This is a genomic window from Stenotrophomonas beteli, assembly GCF_001431665.1.
Taxonomy (GTDB): Bacteria; Pseudomonadota; Gammaproteobacteria; order Xanthomonadales; family Xanthomonadaceae; genus Stenotrophomonas; species Stenotrophomonas beteli.
This window is the reverse complement of the sequence record NZ_LLXV01000055.1, coordinates 105,235-129,742: the sequence shown is the minus strand read 5'-3', so window position 1 is coordinate 129,742 and position 24,508 is coordinate 105,235. Positions and strand designations below refer to the sequence as shown.

The window sequence follows — 24,508 nt, the reverse complement described above, 5'->3', positions numbered from 1 at the left end:
CTTTTCGTCCGGGATTGCGGCTAGGCTGTGGCGATGAAGATCACTTCCATCGCGCTGGACAAAGCCGTGTCGGACGGACCCATCGATGCCTTCAGCCATGCGTTGCTGGGCGATTCACCCACGCTGGATGAGGTGCTGGAATACCTGGCCTCACAGCACGCGGCTGATCCCCGGTATCGCTACCTGTGCACGCTCGATGATGCCGGCCAATGCCGCTACACCAGCATGCACGCGTCAGACGACGCGCGCATCGCGCTCTACGAGGACGAAGACCCGGCAACCCCCAACGATGCGTTGGCGGCACGCGGGCGGTTGCTGGCGCATGTGGTCGCGCAGCTCGAGCATTCCTCTGATCGGCTGGAATGGAGCGCGCTGGCGGGCACGCTGATGTGCAATGACGCAGACATCGAGGCATTGGTCGCGGCCAATGCCGCACCGGACCTCATCGTCGACGAGGTGGTCTGCGTGCAACAGGTGCCCGTGGATCGTGACGACCTGCTGATCGCCGCCCTGCCCAACGGCTACTTCAGCGCGGACTGGAACATCTTCCAGAACCACGCCCTGATCCGGCACCTGCAGAAGCACTACGACTACCGCCTGTTCGGGCTTGGTGCATCGTGGCTGGGCTTCCAGCGTGACAGCGCGCCGTCGCCTGCGGAAGCGGACGCTCTGGTCGCGGACCTGCAGCGCGTCTACGCTGCCGGAACGCACGACACCTGGTCACACCTGGCTGCAACGCTGTCCTCCCGCACCACGCTTCTATTGGGATACACCGAAGGCTTCAGCGAACAGCTGCCCTGAGCGCGGCTCTACACCCGCTTCCGCTCCTGATCTGTTTTCCGTGGTGGCCGCACCCGGCCAACCCCACTGATCCGTGCCTTCCGCGAACCACCACGAGGGGCACCGCCGTTGGCCGCGATCTCCGGCACAATCGAAATCCTGATTCCCCAGAAAACGGTGAACGTGCAATGCGCATCCTGATCCTCGGCGCCGGCGGTACCGGCGGTTACTTCGGTGGTCGCCTGGCCCAGGCCGGTGTGGACGTGACCTTCCTCGTGCGCCCCACGCGTGCCGCCCAGCTGGATCGCGACGGCCTGGTCATCCGCAGCCCGCTCGGCGATGCCAGCTTCCCCGTGCAGCATGTCACCGCTGATGCACTGCCCGCATTGGCTGCAGAGAAGCCGTTCGATCTGGTCATCCTCAGCTGCAAGGCCTACGACCTGGACAGCTCGATTGACGCCATCGCCCCGGCGGTCGGCGCAGGTACCACCGTGCTGCCGATCCTCAACGGCCTGCATCACTACAACGCACTGGACGCGCGCTTCGGCCGCGACGCCGTGCTCGGCGGCCTGTGCTTCATCAGCGCCACCAAGGCGCCCGATGGCGCGGTGCTGCATCTGGGCAAGCCGGCCAGGCTGACGTTCGGCGAGCGTGATGGCGGTGCGGTCTCCGCACGCGTCCAGGCCATCGCCGCCGCCTGCGCGCAGGCCGGGCTCGACCACCTGGCCAGCGACCACATCGGCCAGGAACAATGGATCAAGTACACCTTCCTGACCGCACTGGCCGCCGCCACCTGCCTGCTGCGGGCGGACATCGGCACCATCGTCGCCACCGATGATGGCCAGGCCATCGTGCGCGGCCTGTACGACGAATGCCTGGCGGTAGCCGAAGCGGCCGGTGAACCGATTCCCGAAGCCGCGCAGGAGACCGCGCGTGGCACGCTGACCCAGGCCGGATCGGCGCTGAAGGCATCGATGCTGCGCGACCTGGAAGCGGGCCAGCAGGTGGAAGCCGAGCAGATCGTCGGCGACATGCTGGCGCGCGCGCGCAAGGCCGACCTGGAAGGCCTGCTGCTACAGGTGGCCTACAGCAGCCTGCAGGCCTACCAGGCGCTTCGCGTCGCGTGAGCCTCACCGCGCAGGCGAGCGCGCTGCCGGCGCGGGTGCTGATCCTCGGCCTGGGCTGGAGCGGACGCGTGCTGGCCGCGCAGCTGCAGGCACGCGGCGTGCAGGTTGCCGGAACAGTGCGCGATCCGGCAGCGTCGCCCGACGATGGTCTGCGTCGGTACCGGTTGCAGGCCGGCACCTCGCCTGCGCCCGACCTGCTCGAGCAGATCGCGCAGGCCGAGGCCGTGCTGTGCAGCGTACCGCCCGATGCCGAGGGTGATCCGGCGCTGCGCCTGCTGCTGCCAGCGCTGCACGCCAGCCCGGCCTTGCGCTGGGTGGGCTATCTGTCGTCCACGTCGGTGTATGCCGACCGCGCCGGCGGCTGGGTTGACGAGCGCAGCGCAGCCGATGCCACTGAAGCCGCCGGCGTGCAGCGCCTGCGTGCCGAAGCACAATGGCGTGCGCTCGCAGATGAACGTGGCATCGCCTCGGCGGTGCTGCGCCTGCCCGGCCTGTACGGGCCGGGGCGCAATGCGTTGCTGCAACTGTCGCAGGGCCGTGCCCGCCATGTGACCCGGCCGGGCCTGGTGTTCAATCGCCTGCACGTGGAGGATCTTGCGGCAGTGGTCATCGCGGCGATGCAGCGACCGACGCACCAGGGCCTGTACCTGCCCTGCGACGACGAGCCGGCACCGCCTCAGGATGTGCTGGCCTTCGCCGCGCAGCTGGGCGGGTTTGCGATGCCACCGGCGGTGGCGTGGGACGATCCGGCGCTGAGCCCGACACTGCGGCGCTTCTACCAGAGCAGCAAGCGCATCGACAGTCGCGGCACGCGTGCCGCGCTGGGCTGGCAGCCGAGGTTTCCGACATATCGGGAAGGGCTGAAAGATCTGCTGACAATGCTCTGACGGACAGGCGATTGCTGGCCACCGCTGTAGAGCCGAGCCCATGCTCGGCTGCTTCTTGCGCCTTTCGCGCTGCGAGTGATGAGCCGAGCGTGGCCTCGGCTCTACAGATCAACCCGCGTCGGGCAGCCGGAAGAACGCACGCGTGGCGGCAGTGGCATTGGCCGCAGTCACGGCCACGTCCTCGCCACGGTCGCGCGCCAGTTCTTCCACGATGTGCGAGAGGAACATCGGTTCGTTGCGGCGATCCTTCGGCATCGGCTTCAGCGTGCGCGGCAGCAGGTACGGTGCGTCGGTCTCGATCATCAGGCGGTTGGCCGGGATGTTCTTCACCAGTTCGCGCAGGTGCGCGCCACGGCGTTCGTCGCACAGCCAGCCGGTGATGCCGATGTACCAGTCCTGGTCCAGGTAATCGAACAGCTCGTCGCGTTCGCCGGTGAAGCAATGCACCACCGCCGGGCCGATCCGCCCTTCGAAGTTCTTCATCTGCGCCATGAAATCGGCGTGCGCATCGCGCTGGTGCAGGAACAGCGGCTTGCCGTTGTCCGCGGCCAGCTGCAGCTGGCGCTCGAACGCGCGGTGCTGGGCCGGGCGCGGCGAGAAATCACGGAAGTAGTCCAGCCCGCACTCGCCCACCGCCACCACTTCCGGGTGCGTGTGCAGCGCGCGCATTTCCGCATCGCATTCCTCGGTGTATTCCACCGCGTGGTGCGGATGCACGCCGGCGGTGGCGTACAGGAAGCCCGGATGCTGCTGCGCCAGCTGCACCGCCAGCGGCGAGTGCTCGCGGCTGGCCCCGGTGATCACCATCTGCACCACGCCGGCCTGGCGCGCGCGGTCCAGCACGGCATCGCGGTCGCGATCAAAGGAGTCGTGGGTCAGGTTGGCGCCGATATCGATCAGGTGCATGGTCATCGCGGGGGAAAAGTGCCCGCGCATTGTACCTGCGCCCGCCGTGGCCCCTTATCCTTTGCACATGAACGCCCCGCTCTTCCCGATTTCCCCGCTGCTGCCGCAGATCCAGCACCAGCTGGCCGTGCAGCCACGGCTGGTGCTGGAGGCCCCGCCCGGCGCCGGCAAGACCACCCAGGTGCCGCTGGCGCTGCTGGATGCGCCGTGGCTGCAGGGCCGCAAGATCATCCTGCTGGAGCCGCGCCGGGTCGCCGCACGCAGCGCCGCGCTGTTCATGGCACGGCAGCTGGGTGAGGAGGTCGGCGGCACGGTCGGCTACCGCATCCGCTTCGAGAACAAGGTTTCGGCGCGCACGCGCATTGAAGTCGTCACCGAAGGCATCCTGACCCGGATGCTGCAGGACGACCCGATGCTGGAAGAGGTCGGTGCGATCCTGTTCGACGAATTCCACGAGCGCCATCTCAGTGGGGATCTGGGCCTGGCGCTGGCGCTGGACGTGCAGGCGCAGCTGCGCGACGACCTGCGCCTGGTGGTGATGTCGGCCACGCTGGACGGCGAGCGGCTGGCACGCTTCCTCGATGCGCCGCGGCTGAGCAGCGAGGGCCGCAGCTACCCGGTGGCGATCGGCCATTTCCCGGCGCGCCGCGACGAAGCCCTGGAACTGCAGGTCCGGCGCGCGGTGCAGCAGGCACTGGCCGAGCACCCGGGTGACCTGCTGGTGTTCCTGCCCGGCCAGCGCGAGATCGCGCGCGTGCAGGCCGGCCTGCAGGAGTCGCTCGATGGCAACGTCGAGGTGCTGGCGCTGCATGGCGAGCTGCCGGTCGAACAACAGGCGCGCGTGCTGCAGGCCGCCAGCGACGGCCGCCGCCGCGTGGTGCTGGCCACCAACGTGGCCGAATCATCGGTGACGCTGCCTGGCGTGCGCGTGGTGATCGACAGCGGCCAGGCCCGCGAACCGCGTTATGACCCCAACAGCGGTTTCACCCGGCTGGACGTGGTGGCCATCGCCCAGGCCTCGGCCGACCAGCGTGCCGGCCGCGCGGGACGCGTCGCCGAAGGCGTGGCCTGGCGGCTGTGGCCACAGTCGCAGCGACTGGAACCGCAGCGCCGCGCCGAGATCGACCAGGTGGAGCTGGCCGGCCTGGCGCTGGAACTGGCCGCGTGGGGCAGCAGCGACCTGCGCTTCCTCGACCCGCCACCGGCCGGCCCGATGGGTGCGGCGCGCGAGCTGCTGCAACGCTTGGGTGCACTGTCGGGCTCGGGCGCGATCACCGCACTCGGGCGCCGTGTACTGGCACTGGGTACGCACCCGCGCATGGCGGCGATGCTGCTGGCAGCGCCCGATGCCCGCGCGCAGGCGCTGGCCGCCGATCTGGCCGCCCTGCTGGAAGCGCGCGACCCGCTGCGCCAGGGCGGTGACGCGCTGGCGGCCCGCTGGCGCGCACTGGCCGCGTTCCGCAATGGCCGCGCACCGGGCGATGCCAACCGCAGCGGGCTGGCCGCCATTGATGCCGCCGCCAAGCAGTGGCGTCGCCGCCTGCGCTGCGAGGCCACGCCGCCGGCCAGCATCGAGGCGCACGAACTGGGAGACCTGCTTGCGCACGCCTTTCCCGACCGGATCGGTTTCCAGCATCCCAGCGATCCGCTGCGCTACCTGCTGGCCAATGGCCGCAGCGCACGCCTGCACGAGCTGAGCGATCTGCGCGGCGAGCCGTGGCTGGTAGCCAGCGAACTGCGCTTCGAGGCGCGCGATGCATTGCTGCTGCGCGCCGCGCCGGTGGACGAAGATCAGCTGCGCAAGGCATGGCCGGAACGCTTCGTCACCGAAGACGTGGTGCGCTGGAACAGCGAGCGGCGCGCCCTGGTGGCGCTGCGCGAGACCCGTTTCGACCGGATCGTGCTGGACAGCCGCTCGGCCGGCCGGGTCGATCCGCAGCACGCCGCGCAGGCATTGACCGATGCGGTGGCCGAACTCGGCCCGCAGGCATTGCCGTGGACCGAGGGCCTGCGCCAGTGGCAGGCGCGGGTCGAATCGTTACGGCGCTGGATGCCGGAGCTCGGGCTGCCCGATTGCAGCGACGCGGCCCTGCTGGCCAACCGCACGCAGTGGCTGCAGCCGGCCTTCGCCGGCAAGAGCCGCCTGGATGCGCTGGACGAGGCCAGCTTCGGCGAAGCGCTGAAGTCGCCGCTGGAATGGTCACAACGGCAGCTGGTCGAACGCCACGCACCCACCCGCATCACCGTGCCGTCCGGACTGGAGCGGCCGATCTCCTATGCGCTGGACAGCGAGAGCGGCGATCCGCTGCCACCGGTGCTGGCGGTGAAGCTGCAGGAACTGTTCGGCCTGGCCGACACGCCGCGCATTGCCGATGGCCGCGTGCCGCTGACCCTGCATCTGCTCTCCCCCGGTGGCCGCCCGTTGCAGGTCACCCAGGACCTGCGCAATTTCTGGGAAAACACCTATGCCGAGGTGAAAAAGGAAATGAAGGGCCGTTACCCGCGCCATCCGTGGCCGGATGACCCGTGGACGGCCACGGCCACGCATCGGGCCAAGCCGCGCGGAACCTGAAGGGTGGGGTCAGAGCCCTTTCCCAATGGAAAGGGATCCGACCCCACCCCTGCCCGATCCTGAATGGCTGGGGTAGAGTCACGCCACGCGCGACGCCGACTGACATACCGTTTACGGGCAACACGCGACACTGGACTTCGACCCGAGGCAAAGGACCCCCCGCATGAGCAAGCTGACCGTAATCACCGACCGCGCTCTGGAGCGCGCCCTGGAACTGGCACACACGGCCGGCGATGGCCTGAAGAGCGCCGGTGGCAGCCTGCGCAATGCGGACTGGATCAAGACCGGTGCCGCCATCGGCGCGGTGAAGACCGGCGGCAAGGTCGCCACCAAGTTCGTGCGCCGCAACCCGGCAGTGGCGGTGGCCGCCGCAGCGGTCGGTGTCGGCCTGCTCGGCTATGCGCTGTACCGCAAGCAGCAGAAGAAGAAGGCGGCCAACGGCCATGTGGTGAACGGGCAAGCGCAGCGCATCAACGCGCGTGACCGCCGCAACGACACCGTGGTGGACGAGCACAGCGATATCGGCAGCGACGCCTGAGTCTGCCGGGTCAGGTCCCTTCCGCAGGAAGGGCTCTGACCCCACCAGCTACGAGAGGGCCGGATGCCGCGAGGTATCCGGCCCTTTCTGTTTCAACCGATCTGCCGCCACTGCCCCGGCTGCAGGTCGTCCAGCCGGTAGGGGCCCATCGATACGCGCACCAGGCGCAGCGTCGGCAGGTTCACCGCCGCGGTCATCCGCCGCACCTGCCGGTTGCGGCCCTCGCGGATCGTGATCGCCAGCCAACTGTCGGGCACGGTCTTGCGGAAACGTACCGGCGGATCGCGCAACCACAACGAGGGGGCCGGATCGAGGCGCTCGATCTTCGCTGGCAGGGTCGGCCCGTCATTCAGCTCCACCCCGTCGCGCAGCCGCTGCAACTGCTCCTCACCGGGCGTGCCTTCCACCTGCACCCAGTAGGTCTTGTCGGCCTTGTGCCGGGGGTCGGTCAGCTTGTGCGCCAGCGTGCCGTTGTCGGTCAGCAGCAGCAGGCCCTCGCTGTCATGGTCCAGGCGGCCGGCGGCGTACACGCGCGGCGGCAGGTCGAAACCGGCCAGGGTCGGCCGCGGCGGCACGCTGCGGTCGGTGAACTGGCAGAGCACGTTGAAGGGCTTGTTGAAGGCGATCAGCATTGCGGGCACGGCAGTCGGCGGGTTGAGCATTGTCCCATTCCCGCATCGCCGCCGCGATCACCACTCAGCCGAAGACCCTCCTTTCCATCAACAGCGCAACGAGCACCACCACGACGCCGCACGTAGCGGCAGCGTTGGCGCGGTACCGCAGCCGCGCTACCGGTGGGTAGGCCCTGCGCGCACGTTCGTCCCACAGGCAACCCACGAGCAGCACCGCAAAACCTGCCGCCGCCACGAGGTCATGCACGTGACCCGCATGAAACACGAAGTCGTACAACCGCGGCAGCGCCATCAATGCGAAGGCGAAGTACAGCACTTTCTTCAACAGCACACTCCATTGAAGGCAGCGTCGGGCATTGCCCGGCCGCTACCCATTCCGTCCACCACCGCGCTGCGTGCTCACCAGGCGCAGCCCGCCCCCCCCTTACGGCTTGATGAAGCGCAGGGTCATGCGGTCGCTTTCGCCGATCGCCTGGTACTTCGCATCATCGGCCTTGTCGTGCTGGTTGGTCGGCGGCAGCGTCCACACGCCGTTCGGGTGGTCCTTGGTGTCACGCGGATTGGCGTTGACCTCGCTGCGCGCATCCAGCCTGAAGCCGGCGGCCTCGGCCATCGCGATCACCTGCTGCTGGCCGACATAGCCGGTGTCATCGTCGTCGGCCACGTCGGCCTTGGCGCGATGCTCGACCACGCCCAGCACACCGCCCGGCTTGAGCACGTTGAAGAAGCCCTGGAACATGCCCTGCGCCTGGCCGGCCTTGCGCCAGTTGTGCACGTTGCGGAACGTCAGCACCACATCGGCGGAACTGGCGGGGCCGAACACCGGCTTGGCCGGATCGTAGGCCACCACGGCGGTCTTGCCGAACTGCGCCGGTGCAGCGGCGTACTTCTTTTCCAGGCTGTCGCGGCTGCGCTGCTGATAGTCACGGCCGCGACCCTCGGGCACCGCCATCGGGTCGACCACAGCGGCAACATAGCGGCCCTTGTCATGCAGCAGCGGCGCCAGGATTTCCGAGTACCAGCCGTTGCCGGGGGTGATCTCGATGACGGTCTTTTCAGGCGTGATCTTGAAGAACGACAGCGTTTGCGCGGGGTGGCGATAGGTGTCGCGCTTGGCATTGTTGGCGTCGCGGGTCGGCGCCTTCACTGCCGCATCGATGGCCGGTGAGACCTGGATCGTCGCCGGCGCCACCGTGGCCGGCGCGGCGAATGCGGGAACGGCGGCTAGCAGGGCCGAAGCAAGCAGCAGGCGGCAACCACGCAGGGACGAAGCAGGCATCATCGGAGCGACTCCAGCGGAAGATGCGGCGAGACTAGCAGCCGCAGCGCCCCAGGTGTTCACAAAACGTTAGCGGCGTGCGCGTTGCGGAACACAGTTTTGTGGCCATCGCCGCAGCACGGTCACACAACGCGTTCTATTCTGGAACACTTCCCCCAAGGAGTCCGTGCCCATGACGGCAACCCGCGAACTGGGCCGTTCCGGCCTGCATGTGCGTCCGCTCGCCTTCGGCGGCAACGTGTTCGGCTGGAGCGCCGATGAAAAGGCGAGCTTCGCACTGCTCGATGCCTTCGTCGATGCCGGCTTCAACCTGGTCGATACCGCCGATGTGTATTCGGCGTGGGTGCCCGGCAATGCCGGCGGCGAATCGGAAACGCTGATCGGCAAGTGGTTCGCGCGCAGCGGCAAGCGCGACAGGGTGGTGCTGGCGACCAAGGTGGCCAAGTGGGCCGAGCGCCCCGGGCTGACCCCGGACAACATCAATGCGGCGGTCGAGGATTCGCTGCGCCGGCTGCAGACCGACGTGATCGATCTGTACCAGGCCCACGAGGACGACGAGTCGACGCCGCTGGAAGCCACGCTTGCCGCATTCGGCCGGCTGATCGAGGCCGGCAAGGTACGCGCCATCGGTGCCTCCAACTACAGCGCCGCGCGCCTGGCCGATGCGCTGAAGGTGTCCACTGACTACAAACTGCCGCGTTACGAAACGCTGCAGCCGGAGTACAACCTGTACGACCGTGCCGGCTACGAAAAGGAACTGGAACCGCTGGTGCAGCGCGAACAGATCGGTGTGATCGGCTACTACGCGCTGGCCAGTGGCTTCCTCAGCGGCAAGTACCGCACACCGGCCGATGCGGCCAAGAGCCCGGCACGTGGCGAAACGGTGGTGAAACGCTATCTGAACCCGCGCGGCCTGCGCATCCTGCAGGCGCTGGATGACGTGGCCAGCAAGCACAGCGCGACCGCCGCGCAGATCGCGCTGGCGTGGCAGATCGCCCGCCCGTCGATCACCGCGCCGATCGTCAGCGCCACCCGCGTCGAGCAGCTGCACGAGCTGCTGGCGGCGGCGAACCTGTCGTTGAGCGTGCAGGATGTCGCGCAGCTCGACGCTGCCAGCGCGGAAGGCTGAGGCCCGGTGGTGCCGGCCGCTGGCCGGCATTGCACGCATGCCGAAGAAAATAATTGAACAAAATGGTTGCACGCGACTAAATCGTGGTTTATCGTGCGCACCTCGTTTCAACAACCACTGGAAACTTCCCTTGAACGCGCATTCCGTCGCCATCGCCAAACTGCTGCCATGCCTGCGCATGGACGTGCTGGCGCGCGCGTTCGGCAAGGAAGACCAGCTGACAACGGCCTGATGCCCGCCCTGCGGAGATCGGCCACCCCGATCTCCGAGGCCTGACGACGCCCTCGGAACGCAAGTCCCCGGGGGCGTTTTCGTTTGCGTCGGCACAAGGACCCGCGATGCCAGAACTACACCCCGCGCGGCAGCCCGCCGCTCACTGACCCAGGCTTTTCCCGCCGCGACGGAGGATTTACTTCGCGCTGGTGGCGGCGCCTGGACATTATCTGCATCGCACCCAAACATTATCGCTCACCGATAATGTCGGTGGCCTGTACCCTCGATTTTCCAACGGTCCCGTTTCAACCACGGGCTGGTGCGCGCGGCGTTGCCGTGGCGTATGCCGGAGGTCGCGGACATGCCATCGCCTGGATCGCCTGCTGCAGGCAGGCGCCGGTTCGCCGGTACGCGGTTCGATTCCGCGCGGTCCCCAACTGGATAGCTCAGCTTGGTCAGAGCAACGGATCCGTAATCCGTCTGTCGTGGGTTCGATTCCCACTCCAAACCCCATGACCTGTCACGTCATGACTTGAAGCAACACCCGGGGCGCAAGCCCCAGCGGCCATCGTCGCCGTCCACCGTCATCGCCTTCGGGCGGGGCGTGGAAGGCAACGGACCGCACGCCGGGCCCCGGTCCGCCGCCACTGCCAGCGACGTTCCGCACCGGTGCTACCTGCCGGCAACGACGATGGCAGCAGTGCCGGCGCACCGAAGGCTCCGCGCGCGGACCGTCCACCGATGGCCGCCCTCTTCCGCTGGCTGCACATGGTGTGCAGGCGGTTGTGCCACGACCTGTTCGACCCGGGTCAGGGCGATGCATCCGCAACGGGTCGAACCACCAGAGCCATACAAGGAGAGACTCCCATGTTCTGGACCATCAAGGTCGTGATCGGCGACGGCGAGCGCGGCCTGGTGTATCGCAACCGTCGTTTCCAGCAGATCCTGCTGCCGGGCGTGCACCGCCTGTCGCCGTTCGGCGGCCGGCCGCACGTGGACATCCACACTGCATCGAAGGGCGCGGCCTACACCGGCAGCGACCAGGACAGCCTGATCGAAGCGCTGGGCGCACAGCTGGACACGCACTTCGTGCTGGCCAACGTCGGCGCCAGCGAGGTCGGCCTGGTGCTGCGCAACGGCCGCATCGATGAAGTGCTGCCGCCGGGCAGCCGCCGTCTGTACTGGCGCGGTTCGGTCGATACCCAGGTGCAGGTGATGGCGTTGGGTGACGAGCCGCGCATTCCGGCGGACGTGCAGCAGCGCCTGGGCCAGTTGGGCGTGCTGCCGCGTGTGGCGGTGATCAGCACCGTGCCGAGCGAGTCGGTGGGCCTGCTGTTCATCGATGGCACGCTGCGGCAGACGCTGGACGCCGGCCTGCATGCGTTCTGGAACTTCAACGGCAACGTGTCGGTGGAGCGCGTGGAACTGCGCGCACGGTCACTGGACGTGGCCGGCCAGGAGCTGCTCAGCCGCGACAAGGTGACCCTGCGGGTGAACCTGGCCGCGACCGTGCAGGTGATCGACCCGGTGCGTGCACACCGCACGCTCAGCAACGCCGATGAGTTCGTCTACCGGCAGCTGCAGTTCGGCCTGCGCCAGGCGATTGCCGCGCGCAGCCTGGACGAGCTGCTGGGCGACAAGGCGGCGCTGGACGGCGAGATCGCCTCACATGTGCAGGCGGCAATCGAGGGCCACGGCGTGCACTTGCTCGGCGTCGGCATCAAGGACGTGATCCTGCCGGGCGAGATGAAGGAGATCCTCAACGGCGTGGTGCTGGCCGAGAAGCAGGCCCAGGCCAGCGTGATCCGTCGCCGCGAGGAGGCCAACGCCACCCGTTCGCAGCTCAACACCGCAAAGCTGATCGAGGACAACCCGGTGCTGATGCGCTTGAAGGAGCTGGAGGCACTGGAGAAGGTCACCGAGAAGATCGACACGCTCACCGTGTTCGGCGGCCTGGATGGCGTGCTGAAGCAACTGGTGACGATCAGGTAGGGGGTCGCGGCGGCGCAGGGACGCGCCGCCGGCCCATCAAGGACACACACGAAGACATGGACACTCAACAGAACTATCAATGGCTGCACGCCGAGGGCACCACGCCGATCAAGGGCTGGGTCAACGGTGTGCCGCTGGAAGCGCAGGCACACGAGCAGCTGCGCAACATCGCCGCGATCCCGTTCGTCGGGCCGTGGGTGGCCGTGATGCCGGACGTGCACCTGGGCAAGGGCGCGACCGTGGGCTCGGTGATCCCGACCCGCGGTGCGATCATCCCGGCCGCGGTCGGCGTCGACATCGGCTGCGGCATGGCGGCGGTGCGCACTACGCTGCGCGCCAATGACCTGCCCGACGACCTGCGGCAGCTGCGCAACAGCATCGAGCGCAGCATCCCGGTCGGCAATGGGCGCGGTGGCGAACATCACCGCATGCCCGACAGCATCCACACCCGGCTGGTGCAGTCCGGGCTGGCCGCCGGCCTGGAGAAGATCAAGGACAGGCACCGCAGGATCCGCACCGACAAGCTCGACCGCCAGCTGGGTACGCTGGGCGGCGGCAACCACTTCATCGAACTGTGCCTGGACGAGACGGATACGGTGTGGGTGATGCTGCACAGCGGCTCGCGCGGCACCGGCAACCTGATCGGCACCTACTTCATCGAAAGGGCGCGCGAGGAACTGGCCCGGCGCGTGCTGGGCTTCCACCTGCCGGACAAGGACCTGGCGTTCTTCATGGAAGGCGAGCCGCTGTTCGACGACTACGTTGAGGCGGTGTCGTGGGCGCAGGATTATGCCCGGCAGAACCGCGAGGCGATGATGTCGCGCGTGCTGGCCGAGATGCGCCACCGCCTGCCGAAGTTCCAGCTGGCGGCGATGGCAGTGAACTGCCACCACAACTACGTGCAGAAGGAGACGCACCACGGCCAGGAGCTGCTGGTGACGCGCAAGGGAGCGGTGAGCGCGCGCGAGGGCGAGCTGGGCATCATTCCCGGCAGCATGGGTACGCGCAGCTACATCGTGCGCGGCAAAGGCAACGCGGACAGCTTCCACAGCTGCAGCCACGGCGCCGGACGTGTGATGAGCCGCGGTGCCGCACGCCAGCAGATCACGCTGGCCCAGCACCGTGAAGCCACCGCGCACGTGGAATGCCGCAAGGACAGCGGCGTGCTGGACGAGTCACCGGCGGCCTACAAGTCGATCGACGATGTGATGGCTGCGCAGCTCGACCTGGTCGAGGTGGTGCACACGCTGCGGCAGGTGCTGTGCGTGAAGGGGTAATGGGGTGGTGCCGGCCAAGGCCGGCCTCTACCAGAGCAGCACGTCGCGTCGGGGGTCAGATCCCTTTCTGCGAAAGGGATCTGACCCAGGCACATTCAGCGCGCCACGCTGTCTTCGGCCACCAGCGCGTGGTGCACGCCAATGCCCGCACGCACGCCTTCGGCCATGGCCAGGGTGATGTTGCCGACCGTCGTGGCATCGCCTGCGGCATACACGTTCGGCACCGAGGTCTGCTTCATCATGTCCACTTCGATCAGCACGCCCAGCGGGCTTTCGGCCAATGCGCAGCCGAGCTGCTGTACCAGCGGCGTGGCCATCGCCTGGGTGGCCGGTACGAACAGTGCGCGCTGGGCGATGCGGCGGCCATCGGCCAGCTCCACCTCCAGCCAGGTCGGCTGGTCGCCCTGCACGCCCACCACCGGCGTGGTTTCGATCTGCACCCCACGCTGCTGCATCGCGGCCCGTTCCTCCCCCGAGATCGGCAGGTCCTGGCTGAAGAAAGTGACATTGCCCCAGTCGGCGAACAACGGCGCCTTGGCGGCCGACATCGGGTGCCCACCGAGCAGGCCGATGGCGCCGCCACCGACTTCATAGCCGTGGCAGTACGGGCAGTGCAGCACGCTGCTGCCCCAACGCTCGGCCAGCCCCGGCAGTTCCGGCAGCTGGTCGGCAATGCCGCTGGCCAGCAGCAGCTTGCGCGCGGCCAGCACCTGGCCATCGGCGGTGTGCACCTGCACCCCGTCGGCGCTGGCGCTGGCCTGCACCGCCTGCGCATTGACCCAGCGCACGCTGGGGTACTCCAGCAGTTGCTGGCGCGCCGTCTTCAGCAGCTCGGCACCACTGATGCCGTCGAGCCCGAGCACACCGTGCGAGTGGCTGGCGAAGCGATTGCGCGGGGAACCGGCGTCGATGACGGTGACCGGGCGGCGGGCACGGGCCAGGATCAGGCCGGCGGCAATGCCGGCGTAGCTGCCGCCGACGATGAGCACATCAGGATTCATGATGACCTTCCAGGGAGCGGTGATGGGCAAGGTGGCGTGCGAAGTCGGCGCCGAGCTGGTCCAGCGTGGTCGCCTGCAGGCGCGCTTCCAGCAGCCGCTGCGCCTCGCGCGCGCCCTCCAGCAGGGCGTTGTTGACCAGTTGCTGGATCGGGCAACCACGGCCGGCATCGCGCGTGCCGGCCTGGACCAGCGCAGGCGCCCCCACCGCGAGGTAGATGTCGTGCAGGGTGATCGCCGCGGCATCGCGTGCCAGCTGGCTGCCGCCACCATGGCCGCGCGTGCTGTGCACCAGCCCGGCCCTGTGCATCTGGGCCAGCAGGCGGCGGATCACCACCGGGTGGGTTGGCAGGCACGCGGCCAGCTGTTCGGAGGTGCGCGGCCCGGGCTGGCCAACCAGATGGGCCATCACGTGCAGCGCGTCGGAGAGCGGGTTGGCTGATTTCATGTAACAACAATAGTTACATTTAAATCCCCTGTCGAGAGTCTGCTTTCGTTCCATATGGACACATCTGTCCTATGAAACATCTCCTTCACATCACTAAACGAAACGCTAATGTGATGTCTATCGCACTTCAGAGGCGGTCGACTCCGGTCGATACCGCATCGCCCCTTCCCGAGAGTGCCCCCATGAATGCGTCCACCCGTGCGCCGCGGCTGCAGTCCAAGCTGCTCGGCGCGGTTTCCATTGGCTTGGCTGTGGTTCTGCTGTGCGCCCTGGCCGGCCTGGCGTCTGCCTGGTTGAAACTGTCCACCGAGGTTCCGCCCGAAGTCGCGCACAGCCGCGACGCCGAACGCCTGCAGCGCGAGTTCCGCGGCCAGGTGCAGGAATGGAAGAATGTGCTGCTGCGCGGCCACGATGACGCGCTGCGCAAGCGGCACCTGGACGCCTTCGACAGCGAAGGCCGCCTGGTCCAGCAGTTGGCCAAGGGCCTGGCCAGCAGCCCCGATGCACGCACGCGAGAGCAGGCGCAGACGTTCGTCGGCCTGCATGCGCAGCTGCAGCAGGACTACCACGGCGCGCTGCAGGCCTTCGCCGAGGCCGGCTACGCGCCTGCCGCGGGCGACACCCTGGTGCGCGGCAAGGATCGCCCGGCGGCGTCGGCACTGGATGCGCTGAGCACGCACGCCGCGCAGGTGGCCGAAGCAGCCGTGGCCGCGCGTTCGCAACAGGCGCGGCAGACCCTGCTGCTGTGCGCGGCACTGACCGTACTGGCTGCGGTGCTGCTGCTGATGGGCCTGGCCTGGTGGCTGCGGCGTGCGGTGGTGCAGCCGGTGCTGGCGGTGGAAGCCGCTGCGCGCGCCGTGGCTGTCGGCGACCTGCAGCACGTGGTGCAGGTGCGCAGCCGCGACGAGATCGGCCGCCTCGCGCAGGCCATGCAGGCAGTGCAATCGACACTGCGCGGTGTGCTGGATGCCCAGGCCGCGATGGCACAGGCGCATGAAGCCGGCAGCATCAGCCACCGCATGGATGCCAGCGCCTTCCCCGGTGCGTTCGGCGCGATGGTGGCCGACAGCAATGCTCTGGTCGATGCGCATATCCAGGTCAAGATGCGCGCGATCGCGATCATGGGCCGCTATGCGATCGGCGACCTCAGCCAGGACATGGAACGCCTGCCCGGCGAGAAGGCAGTGATCACCGAGGCGCTGGACATGGCCAAGCGCAACCTCGGCATGATCAATGGTGAGATCCGCCGCCTGGCCGAAGCGGCCGCCGCCGGTGACTTCAGCCAGCGCGGCGACAGCGCGCGCTTCGAGCATGATTTCCGCGCGATGGTCGACGGTCTGAACCGTCTGATGCAGACCACCGAACTGAACCTTGGCGAGGTCTCCAGCATGTTGCGCGCAATTGCCGATGGCCGCCTCGGCGCGCGCATGCACGGCGATTTCCAGGGCGTGTTCGCACGTATTGCCGGCGACGCCAACACCACCGCCGCGCAACTGGCGACCATCGTCACTGACATCAAGCACGCCTCCGGCAGCATCCACAGCGCGGCGGCAGAGATTGCCGCAGGCAACAACGACCTGTCGCGCCGTACCGAGCAGCAGGCGGCCAACCTGGAAGAGACCGCCGCGTCGATGGAGGAACTGACCTCCACCGTGCGCCAGAACGCCGAACATGCGCGCCAGGCCAACCAGCTGGCGATCGGCGCGCATGCGGTCGCCTCGCAGGGCGGCAGCGTGGTCGGCCAGGTGGTGGCGACAATGGGCGCCATCGAGACCTCGTCGCGGCAGATCGCCGAGATCATCAGCGTGATCGATGGCATCGCCTTCCAGACCAACATCCTGGCATTGAACGCGGCGGTGGAAGCGGCACGCGCCGGCGAACAGGGCCGTGGCTTCGCGGTGGTCGCCAGTGAAGTGCGCACGCTGGCGCAGCGCTCGGCCGCAGCCGCCAAGGAGATCAAGGCGCTGATCGAAGCCTCGGTGGAACAGGTGGGGCACGGTGCACAGCGCGTGCGCGAGGCCGGTGACACCATGGCCGAGATCGTGGCGTCGGTGCAGCGCGTGACCGACATCATGGCCGAGATCTCCGCCGCCTCGCAGGAGCAGAGCGCGGGCATCGAACAGGTCAGCCAGACCGTGATCCAGATGGACGGCACCACCCAGCAGAATGCCGCGTTGGTGGAGGAAGCCAGCGCCGCCGCGCGCAGTCTGGAACAGCAGGCGAACCGGCTGATCGATGCGGTGGATGTGTTCGACCTGTCGACCACGGCGGCAGCGAGGGATGCGTTGGCGCGCGCGGCCTGATTGATCCGGTTGCCGGCGAGCGGCCGGCACTACCCTCGTGATGAACGGTAGTGCCGGCCGCTGGCCGGCAACCCGGCTGCAACCCTCAGCGCAGGTAATCGCTCTTCGCCATCGCATCACCCAGGTAATCCAGGAACGAGCTGATCCGCGCCGATACCGCGGTGTTGCGGTAATACACCGCATGGATCGGCTGGTACACATCCAGCGTCTGCGCCGCCAGCACCGGTACCAGGGTGCCCGCGGCACGGTCGCGATCGGTGACGAAATCGGACAGGCAGCTGATGCCCACGCCTTCCACCGCCAGCCGGCGCAGGGTTTCGCCGCTGGATACGGCGATATCCGGGCGTACCAGCAACTGACCCTCGGCATCGCCCGGCAACGGCCAGCGGTTCAGCGACTCCGGCTCATTGAAGCCCAGCAGGGTGTGCTGACCCAGCGCCGCCACGCTGGCTGGCTCACCGTGCGTGGCCAGATAGGCCGGGCTGGCGACCAGCTGCAGCCGGCAGCGTCCCAGCGAGCGCGCATGCAGCGTCGAGTCGGCCAGCGGACCGATGCGGATGGCCAGGTCCGTGCGCCGTTCCAGCAGGTCGATATAGCGTTCGGAGCTGTTCAACTCCAGCTGCACCTCCGGGTAGCGCGCGCGGTAGCCGGCCACCAGCGGTGCGATCACGTGCAGCACGAAGGGCATCGCCGCGTCCACGCGCAGGCGCCCGGCCGGGCGCTCGCGACGCGCCGCCATCTGTTCCTCGGCCGATTCCACCGCGTCGATGATCGCCCGCGCATGGCGCAGGTAGGCCTCACCCTCGGCGGTCAGGTGCAGGCGGCGCGTGGTGCGGGTCAGCAGGGTGGTGCCCAGCTTTTCCTCCAGCCGGCCCAGTGCGCGGCTGACGCCGGAGGGGGTCTGCCCCAGCTGTTCGGCGGCGGCGCTGATCGAGCCGCTGTCGATGACGGCCAGGAAGGCCTGCATTTCGTCGAGGGTGGTCTTCATGCCGCCATTATTGACCACCAGGCAAGAGTGATTGGCGTGAAGGCCGGTTTTTCGGCAAAGGTGCGCCGCGCACACTGCGCGCCTTCCTTCCCTTCGGAGCCTGCCATGATCCGTGGCATTCCCCTTGCACTGCTGGCCTTGACCCTGGGTGCTTTCGCCATCGGCACCACCGAGTTCGTCATCGTCGGCCTGATCCCGACCATTGCCGCCGACCTGCACGTCAGCCTGCCTTCGGCCGGCCTGCTGGTCTCGCTGTACGCGCTGGGCGTGGCTATCGGCGCGCCGGTACTGACCGCGCTGACCGGCCGCGTGCCGCGCAAGCAGCTGCTGGTGGCGCTGATGGTGCTGTTCACCGTCGGCAACGTCATCGCATTCATGGCGCCGGGTTACACCTCGCTGATCGCCGCGCGCATCCTCACCGGCCTCGCCCACGGCGTGTTCTTCTCGATCGGCTCGATCATCGCCACCGCGGTGGTGCCGAAGGAGAAGGCGGCCAGCGCGATCGCCATCATGTTCACCGGCCTGACCGTGGCGCTGGTGACCGGTGTGCCGCTGGGCACCTTCATCGGCCAGCACCTGGGCTGGCGCGCCACCTTCCTGGCCGTGGCCGCGCTGGGCCTGGTCGCACTGCTGGGAGCACTGCTGTTCGTGCCGCGCCACCTGCCGCAGAGCGTGCCGGCCAGTTTCCGCCAGCAGCTGGCCGTGCTGGCGCAGCCGCGCCTGTTGCTGGTCTATGCGATGACCGCGCTGGGCTACGGCGGCACGTTCCTGGCCTTCACCTACCTGGCGCCGATCCTGCAGGACGTCACCGGCTTCTCCGCCAATGCGGTCAGCCTGGTGCTGCTGGTGTACGGCGTGTCGGTGGCGATCGGCAACCTGTGGGGCGGCCGCCTGGCCGACCGGATGGGTCCGGTGCCGGCACTGAAGCGCATCTTCGCCCTGTTGGCCGTCGTGCTGTTCGTGCTCACCTTCACCGCCTACAACACCTGGCTGATGCTGCTGACGGTGCTGGCACTGGGTGCGGTGGCGTTCGGCAACGTGCCCGGCCTGCAGGTCTACGTGGTCAAGCAGGCCCAGCGCTATGCGCCGCAGGCCACCGACGTGGCCTCGGGCCTGAACATCGCCGCGTTCAACATCGGCATCGCGCTGGGCGCTTCGCTGGGTGGCCTGGTAGTGGAGCACATCGGCCTGATGCATACGCCCTGGCTGGGCGCGCTGGTGGTGGTGGGCGCCTACGCGCTGACCGTGCTCAGCGGCCGCCTGGACCGCCGCGATGGCATCGACGACCGAGCCGAGGGCATCGCCGCGGCGGGGCATTGAGCGGCGGTCGTGCCGGTCGCGCAATGCACCGTTGCCGGCATGCCGACATCGCCTGCCCTACCCTTTCCCTTCATCGCCTTTTCCTTCCCCAGTGGAGTCCCCCATGACTGTCCCCGCTTTTGGCCTCGGCACCTTCCGCCTGAAGGGCCAGACCGTGATCGACTCGGTGCGCGACGCGCTGGACGTCGGCTACCGCGCCATCGATACCGCGCAGATCTATGGCAACGAAGCCGAAGTCGGCCAGGCCATCGCCGAGTCCGGCGTAGCGCGTGATGATCTTTACCTGACCACCAAGGTGTGGATCACCGAGTTCAAGCGCGATGCGCTGCTGGCCAGCCTGCGTACCAGCCTGGAAAAGCTGCGCACCGACCGGGTCGACCTGGCACTGATCCACTGGCCCTCGCCGAACGACAAGGTCGACGTGCCGATGGAGGAGTACCTGCCGGCGCTGGCCGAGGCCAAGGCGCAGGGCTTGGCCCGCGAGATCGGCATCTCCAACTTCACCATCGCGCAGACCCGCAAGGTGATCGAGATCCTCGGTGCCGAGGCCATCGCCACCAACCAGATCGAGATCCACCCCTACCTGCAGAACCGCCTGCTGGTGAAGTTCCTGCAGGACAACGGCATCCACATCACCGCCTACATGAGCCTGGCCTATGGTGAGGTGATCAAGGACCCGGTGATCCAGGCCATCGCCGGCCGCCATCAGGCCACGCCGGCGCAGATCGCGCTGGCCTGGGCGCTGCAGCAGGGCTTCTCGGTCATTCCGTCTTCGACCCGGCGCGAGAACCTGGCCAGCAACCTGGAAGCGGCGGCCATCCGCCTGACTGACGAAGACATGGCGCAGATCGCCAAGCTGGATCGTGGGCACCGCCTGGCCAACCCGGAAGGCATCGCGCCGGCCTGGGATTGATTCCAACGACGGCGCGCAACTGCTCTGGTAGACGCCGACCTTGGTCGGCGCAGACGTCGGATAGATCGATGGAACACCGTGCCGACCAAGGTCGGCACCTACCGGACGGTCAGCGCGACCTCCCGCCCTGCAGCAACCACCCACGCATCGCCGCACTCACTTCGTCCGGTTTCTCCATCGGTGCCAGGTGCCCGCAGTCGGGCACTACCACCAGCTGCGAGTGCGGCACCATCGCGTGCATCTCCTCGCTCACCGCCAGCGGCGTGATGCGATCGTTGGCACCGCACACGATCAGCAGCGGATCGCGGTAACCGGCCAGCACGTCATGGCCGTCGCGGCGCTCCAGCGCACTCTGGCGCAGGAACACGTCTGCGCCCAGGCGAGCGGTCATGTCGCGCACGCGCTGCACCAGCACGTAGTCGTCCAGCCGCGAGGCATCGATGTAGCTGCGCATCAGCACATCGCCGAAGCCGTGGAATTTTCCTGGCAGGCGCACGCTGGCACGTTGGCTGCGGCGCTGCTCGGCACGTTCCGGCGAATCGGCATGGATCGAGGTGTCGATCAGCGCCAGCTGCAGCACGCGTTCCGGTGCGATGCGCAGGATCTGCTGCGCGACGAAACCGCCCAGCGAGAAACCGGCCAGGGCGAAGCGCTCCGGCGCCTGCGCCAGCACGTCCTCGGCCACCGCCTGCAGGGTCTCGCCACGGGTCTGGTCGCCCACCGTGCAATCGGCGATGTCGGCCAGGTCAGCCAGCTGCGCGCGCCAGAGCTCGGCATCGTTGAGCAGGCCGGGCAGCAGCAACAGGGGGATGCGATCGGTCATGGGGGTATTGTCGCGCCATCACGGTGACGGAGCCATGCCGCAACGGGTGGTTGCATTGTAGAGTCCAGCCATGCTCGACGGCTGCACAGCCCGTCGAGCATGGCTCGACTCTACAGAAGGCAGCGATACGGACGCGACCATGGCAGACCCCTACAACAGCGGCTCACCTTCCCCGCCCACACTGCGCTTCGACGACGCGCTGGTTACCACGGCCTTCGAGCTGCCCGGGCACCGCGTCGTGCGCAACCTGGGCGTGGTGCGCGGCATCACCGTGCGCTCGCGCTCGATCGTCGGCAACTTCCTCGGCGGCATCCAGACCCTCTTCGGCGGCAACATCACCATCTACACCGAGCTGTGCGAACAGGCCCGTGAGGAAACCTCCCGCGACATGGTCAAGCACGCGCGGCAGCTGGGCGCCAACGCGATCATCGGCATGCGCTACGACGCCACCGATGTGATGACCGGGCTGACCGAGGTGCTGTGCTATGGCACGGCGGTGGTGGTGGAACCGTTGCGGTGAGCTGTAGAGCCGAGCCCATGCTCGGCTCAGGCGTGCCCGTGTGATGCAGGGCAACCGAGCGTGGGCTCGGCTCTACAGAGGGGTTTCGGGCACCTCGACCTGCTGCACCGGCAGGGTCACCACCATTACCGTCGGATCGTCCGGGTCGAGCCGGGTCTTGAAGCCCAGGCTCTGGCACATCGCCAGCATGGTGCTGTTCTCGCGCAGCACCTGGCCTTCGACCACGTCCAGGCCCAGCCACTTGGCGTACTCGATCATGATCGCCATCAGCCGCCAGCCGATGCCGTGGCCCTTCAGGTCCGAGCGGATCAGGATGCCGTACTCGCCGCGGTGGTAATCGGCATCGGCGTGCAGGCGCACCGCGCCGAGCATTTCGCCGCTGCGTGGTTCGATCGCCACCAGTGCGATGGAGCGCGCGTAGTCGAGCTGGGTCAGGCGCGCGATGAACTCATGGCTGAAGTGCTTCACTGACTGGAAAAAGCGCAGGCGCAGATCCTCGTCGCTGACGCGGGCGAAGAACGCACGGAACAGCGCATCGTCTTCCGGCCGCACCGGGCGAACAAAGGCGCGGCCGCCATCGGACAGTTCGATCGTGCGCTCCCACTCCTTCGGGTACGGGAACACCGAGAAGCGCGGATGGCCACGGCCCTTGTGCAGGATGCGCGACGGCGCCACCGCCACGCGTGCGTCGAGGGCGAGGATGCCCTTGCCGTCGACCAGCAACGGATTGATGTCCAGCGTACGCACTTCGGGGATGTCGGCGGCCAGCTGTGCCAGCTTGACCAGCGCCAATGCCAGTGCGCGCTCGTCGGCGGCAGGCACATCCCCGTAGGCCTTGAGGATGCGCGAGGCACGGGTCTGGCCGATCAGCTCATGGGCCAGGCGCAGATCCAGCGGTGGCAGCGCCAGCGCCTTGTCGTTGATCACTTCGACCGCAGTACCACCGCGACCGACCACGATCACCGGGCCGAACGTTGCGTCGTCAGCGATGCCGACGATCAGTTCGCGCGCTTTCGGGCGGACGATGGTCGGCTGCACCAGCAGGCCATCGATGCGCGCGTCTGGACGCAGTTGGCGCGCGCGCGACAGGATCGCGTTGGCCGCACTCTGCACCGCCGGCAGCGTGGACAGGTTCAGGCGCACGCCGTCCACTTCGGACTTGTGCGGGATGTCCGGCGACAGGATCTTCAGCGCCACGCTGGCGCCACGCTCCAGCAGTGGCTGCGCCAGGTCCATCGCCTCGTGCGCATCGCGCGCATGCATCACCGGCGCGGACGGAATGCCATAGGCCTTGAGCAGTTCATGCGTGGCCAGCGGGTCCAGCCACTGCTGGCCGTTGGCCAGCGCGGCATCGACCAGCGCGCGTGCGGCCGCCGCGTCGACATTGAAGTCCTGCGGCAGGCTCGGTGGCGTTTCCATCAGCGCGTTCTGCGCTTCGCGGTAACGCACCATATGCTGGAAGCCACGTACCGCTTCGGCCTCGGTCGGGTAGGTCGGCACGCGTGCCGCGTTCAGCGTGGCGGTGGCCCGGTCATCGTTGCCCAGCCACACCGCGAACACCGGCTTGTCGCGGTGGTGACGCGGACGCAGGCCGAGCGTACGGGTCAGCGCCTGCGCAGCGTCTGCAGACGAGGTGAATGCGGTGGGCACATTGACCACCATCACCGCGTCGTTCTCGTTGTCGGCCAGCAGCGCCTCGATGGCCGCGGCGTAACGCTCGCCATCGGCATCGACCACGATGTCGACCGGATTGCTGCGCGACCAGCCCTGCGGCAGCACCTTGTCCAGGGTTTCCACGGTGCTGTCGGAGAGCTGTGCCAGGGTGCCGCGCAACGCCACCAGCTGGTCGACGGCCAGCCGGCCGACACCACCACCATTGCTGAGAATGGCCAGGCGGCGGCCAGGGAACGTCCCCAACCGGCCCAGCGATTCGGCAGCAGTGAACAGCTCGTCCAGCGCGCCCACGCGCAGCAGGCCGGCACGGTTGAACGCGGCGCCATACACGTCGTCGGCGCGCGCCAACGCCTGCACATGGGTATCACGGCTGCCCGGCTGCACCCGCTCGGCGCGGCCGGATTTCACCACTACCACCGGCTTGGCGCGCGCGGCGGCACGCGCGGCCGACATGAACTTGCGCGCGTCCTTGATCTGCTCGACATAGAGCAGGATGGCGCGGGTGCGGTAGTCGGTGGCGAAGTAATCGAGCAGGTCACCGAAGTCGACATCCATCGTGTCGCCCAGCGAGACCACTGCCGAGAAGCCCACCGAACGGGCCACGCCCCACTCCACCAGCGCAGCGGCAATGGCCGAGGATTCGGAGATCAGCGCGAGGTCGCCGGCCTGCGGGAAATGCGCGGCGATGCTGGCGTTGAGCCGCGCATGCGGCGCGATCACGCCCAGGCAGTGCGGGCCGAGGATGCGCAGGCCATGCTTGCGTGCCACCGCTTCCACCTGCGCCGACAGCGAGCCCGGGCCTTCGCCCAGGTGCGCGGTGAGGATGATCGCGGCCTGCACACCACGCTCGGCGGCGGTGCGCACCACCTGCGGCACGATTGCCGCTGGTGCCGTGACCACCACCAGGTCAGGCACCCAGTCCAGGTCCTTCAGCCGCTTGACCGTGCGGATGCCGTCGATCTCGGCGTGCCGCGGATTGATCCACGCCACCTTGCCGGGGAAGCCGGTGCCGCGCAGGTTGCGCATCACCGCACGGCCGGCCGATCGCTCACGCGGGCTGCCGCCGATCACCGCGACCGACTGCGGACGGAACACGGACTGCAGGTGGTAGGTACTCATGCGCCTACGGTACCCAAAAAAGGGGACGGAGGGGATCAAGTCGTTTCCACCTCATGTGCCTTAAACGGCT

The 24,508-nt window shown here is 68.1% G+C and carries 21 protein-coding genes; 12 read left to right on the top strand and 9 right to left on the bottom strand.

From position 1 onward, the window contains the following. The first annotated feature begins 33 nt into the window (after positions 1-33). The 3 genes from ARC23_RS14585 (at position 34) to ARC23_RS14575 (ending at position 2,794) form a co-directional block, all read left to right on the top strand. Entirely contained in the window at positions 34-801 is a 768-nt protein-coding gene (locus ARC23_RS14585; RefSeq protein WP_057497860.1) for a hypothetical protein, read from the top strand. Between the two features lie 167 nt (positions 802-968). After that, positions 969-1,907: a 2-dehydropantoate 2-reductase gene (gene panE, locus ARC23_RS14580; protein WP_057497859.1), complete on the top strand. Its 939-nt coding sequence runs from the start codon at positions 969-971 to the stop codon at positions 1,905-1,907. After that, complete coding sequence (locus tag ARC23_RS14575) at positions 1,904-2,794, top strand: NAD-dependent epimerase/dehydratase family protein (RefSeq protein WP_057497858.1); 891 nt, start codon at positions 1,904-1,906, stop codon at positions 2,792-2,794. Before panE ends, ARC23_RS14575 begins: the two co-directional genes overlap by 4 nt. Before the next feature lie 108 nt (positions 2,795-2,902). Here the strand turns inward: ARC23_RS14575 and ARC23_RS14570 are convergent, their stop codons facing one another. Further along, complete coding sequence (locus ARC23_RS14570; protein WP_057497976.1) at positions 2,903-3,700, bottom strand: TatD family hydrolase; 798 nt, start codon at positions 3,698-3,700, stop codon at positions 2,903-2,905. Positions 3,701-3,767: 67 nt separating this feature from the next. Here ARC23_RS14570 and hrpB point away from each other — a divergent pair, with 67 nt between their 5' ends. Both hrpB and ARC23_RS14560 read left to right on the top strand, forming a co-directional pair. Beyond that, entirely contained in the window at positions 3,768-6,272 is a 2,505-nt protein-coding gene (gene hrpB, locus ARC23_RS14565) for an ATP-dependent helicase HrpB (RefSeq protein WP_057497857.1), read from the top strand. Between the two features lie 163 nt (positions 6,273-6,435). Next, positions 6,436-6,810 (top strand): hypothetical protein, encoded by a 375-nt coding sequence (locus ARC23_RS14560; RefSeq protein WP_057497856.1) that lies wholly within the window; start codon positions 6,436-6,438, stop codon positions 6,808-6,810. Between the two features lie 92 nt (positions 6,811-6,902). Here the strand turns inward: ARC23_RS14560 and ARC23_RS14555 are convergent, their stop codons facing one another. From ARC23_RS14555 to ARC23_RS14545, 3 genes are all read right to left on the bottom strand, one after another. After that, a complete protein-coding gene (locus ARC23_RS14555) occupies positions 6,903-7,442 on the bottom strand; it encodes a pseudouridine synthase (protein ID WP_057497975.1) in 540 nt (179 codons plus the stop codon). A gap of 64 nt (positions 7,443-7,506) precedes the next feature. Further along, on the bottom strand, positions 7,507-7,773 hold the full coding sequence (locus ARC23_RS14550) for a hypothetical protein (RefSeq protein WP_238985247.1): 267 nt from the start codon (positions 7,771-7,773) through the stop codon (positions 7,507-7,509). A 93-nt stretch (positions 7,774-7,866) separates the two neighbouring features. Continuing rightward, the gene (locus ARC23_RS14545; protein WP_057497854.1) at positions 7,867-8,724 is read right to left on the bottom strand and encodes a class I SAM-dependent methyltransferase; all 858 of its coding nucleotides are present in this window, start codon (positions 8,722-8,724) and stop codon (positions 7,867-7,869) included. A 169-nt stretch (positions 8,725-8,893) separates the two neighbouring features. Here ARC23_RS14545 and ARC23_RS14540 point away from each other — a divergent pair, with 169 nt between their 5' ends. The 3 genes from ARC23_RS14540 (at position 8,894) to ARC23_RS14525 (ending at position 13,332) form a co-directional block, all read left to right on the top strand. After that, positions 8,894-9,850: an aldo/keto reductase gene (locus tag ARC23_RS14540; protein WP_057497853.1), complete on the top strand. Its 957-nt coding sequence runs from the start codon at positions 8,894-8,896 to the stop codon at positions 9,848-9,850. A 1,080-nt stretch (positions 9,851-10,930) separates the two neighbouring features. Further along, a complete protein-coding gene (locus ARC23_RS14530) occupies positions 10,931-12,055 on the top strand; it encodes a slipin family protein (protein ID WP_057497852.1) in 1,125 nt (374 codons plus the stop codon). Between the two features lie 56 nt (positions 12,056-12,111). Further along, complete coding sequence (locus tag ARC23_RS14525; RefSeq protein WP_057497851.1) at positions 12,112-13,332, top strand: RtcB family protein; 1,221 nt, start codon at positions 12,112-12,114, stop codon at positions 13,330-13,332. Positions 13,333-13,427: 95 nt separating this feature from the next. Here ARC23_RS14525 and ARC23_RS14520 read toward each other — a convergent pair whose 3' ends face one another. Then, a complete protein-coding gene (locus ARC23_RS14520; protein WP_057497850.1) occupies positions 13,428-14,333 on the bottom strand; it encodes an NAD(P)/FAD-dependent oxidoreductase in 906 nt (301 codons plus the stop codon). After that, positions 14,323-14,778: an Rrf2 family transcriptional regulator gene (locus tag ARC23_RS14515; RefSeq protein WP_057497849.1), complete on the bottom strand. Its 456-nt coding sequence runs from the start codon at positions 14,776-14,778 to the stop codon at positions 14,323-14,325. The genes ARC23_RS14520 and ARC23_RS14515 overlap by 11 nt, the downstream gene beginning before the upstream one ends. 182 nt (positions 14,779-14,960) lie before the next feature. Here ARC23_RS14515 and ARC23_RS14510 point away from each other — a divergent pair, with 182 nt between their 5' ends. Further along, complete coding sequence (locus ARC23_RS14510; RefSeq protein ID WP_057497848.1) at positions 14,961-17,081, top strand: methyl-accepting chemotaxis protein; 2,121 nt, start codon at positions 14,961-14,963, stop codon at positions 17,079-17,081. An 85-nt stretch (positions 17,082-17,166) separates the two neighbouring features. Here the strand turns inward: ARC23_RS14510 and ARC23_RS14505 are convergent, their stop codons facing one another. Next, on the bottom strand, positions 17,167-18,069 hold the full coding sequence (locus ARC23_RS14505) for a LysR family transcriptional regulator (protein ID WP_057497847.1): 903 nt from the start codon (positions 18,067-18,069) through the stop codon (positions 17,167-17,169). Positions 18,070-18,174: 105 nt separating this feature from the next. On the opposite strand from ARC23_RS14505, the gene ARC23_RS14500 reads away from it, so the two are divergent. Together ARC23_RS14500 and dkgB are read left to right on the top strand one after the other, a co-directional pair. Beyond that, positions 18,175-19,389: an MFS transporter gene (locus ARC23_RS14500; RefSeq protein ID WP_057497846.1), complete on the top strand. Its 1,215-nt coding sequence runs from the start codon at positions 18,175-18,177 to the stop codon at positions 19,387-19,389. 103 nt (positions 19,390-19,492) lie between these two features. Then, a complete protein-coding gene (gene dkgB, locus ARC23_RS14495; RefSeq protein WP_057497845.1) occupies positions 19,493-20,302 on the top strand; it encodes a 2,5-didehydrogluconate reductase DkgB in 810 nt (269 codons plus the stop codon). Between the two features lie 109 nt (positions 20,303-20,411). Here dkgB and ARC23_RS14490 read toward each other — a convergent pair whose 3' ends face one another. Next, a complete protein-coding gene (locus ARC23_RS14490) occupies positions 20,412-21,125 on the bottom strand; it encodes an alpha/beta fold hydrolase (RefSeq protein WP_057497844.1) in 714 nt (237 codons plus the stop codon). Positions 21,126-21,264: 139 nt separating this feature from the next. Between ARC23_RS14490 and ARC23_RS14485 the strand changes: the two genes are divergently transcribed. Next, a complete protein-coding gene (locus tag ARC23_RS14485; protein WP_057497843.1) occupies positions 21,265-21,645 on the top strand; it encodes a YbjQ family protein in 381 nt (126 codons plus the stop codon). Between the two features lie 72 nt (positions 21,646-21,717). Here the strand turns inward: ARC23_RS14485 and ARC23_RS14480 are convergent, their stop codons facing one another. After that, positions 21,718-24,438, bottom strand: coding sequence for a bifunctional acetate--CoA ligase family protein/GNAT family N-acetyltransferase (locus ARC23_RS14480; protein WP_057497842.1), 2,721 nt, complete (start codon positions 24,436-24,438; stop codon positions 21,718-21,720). Positions 24,439-24,508 lie beyond the last annotated feature (70 nt).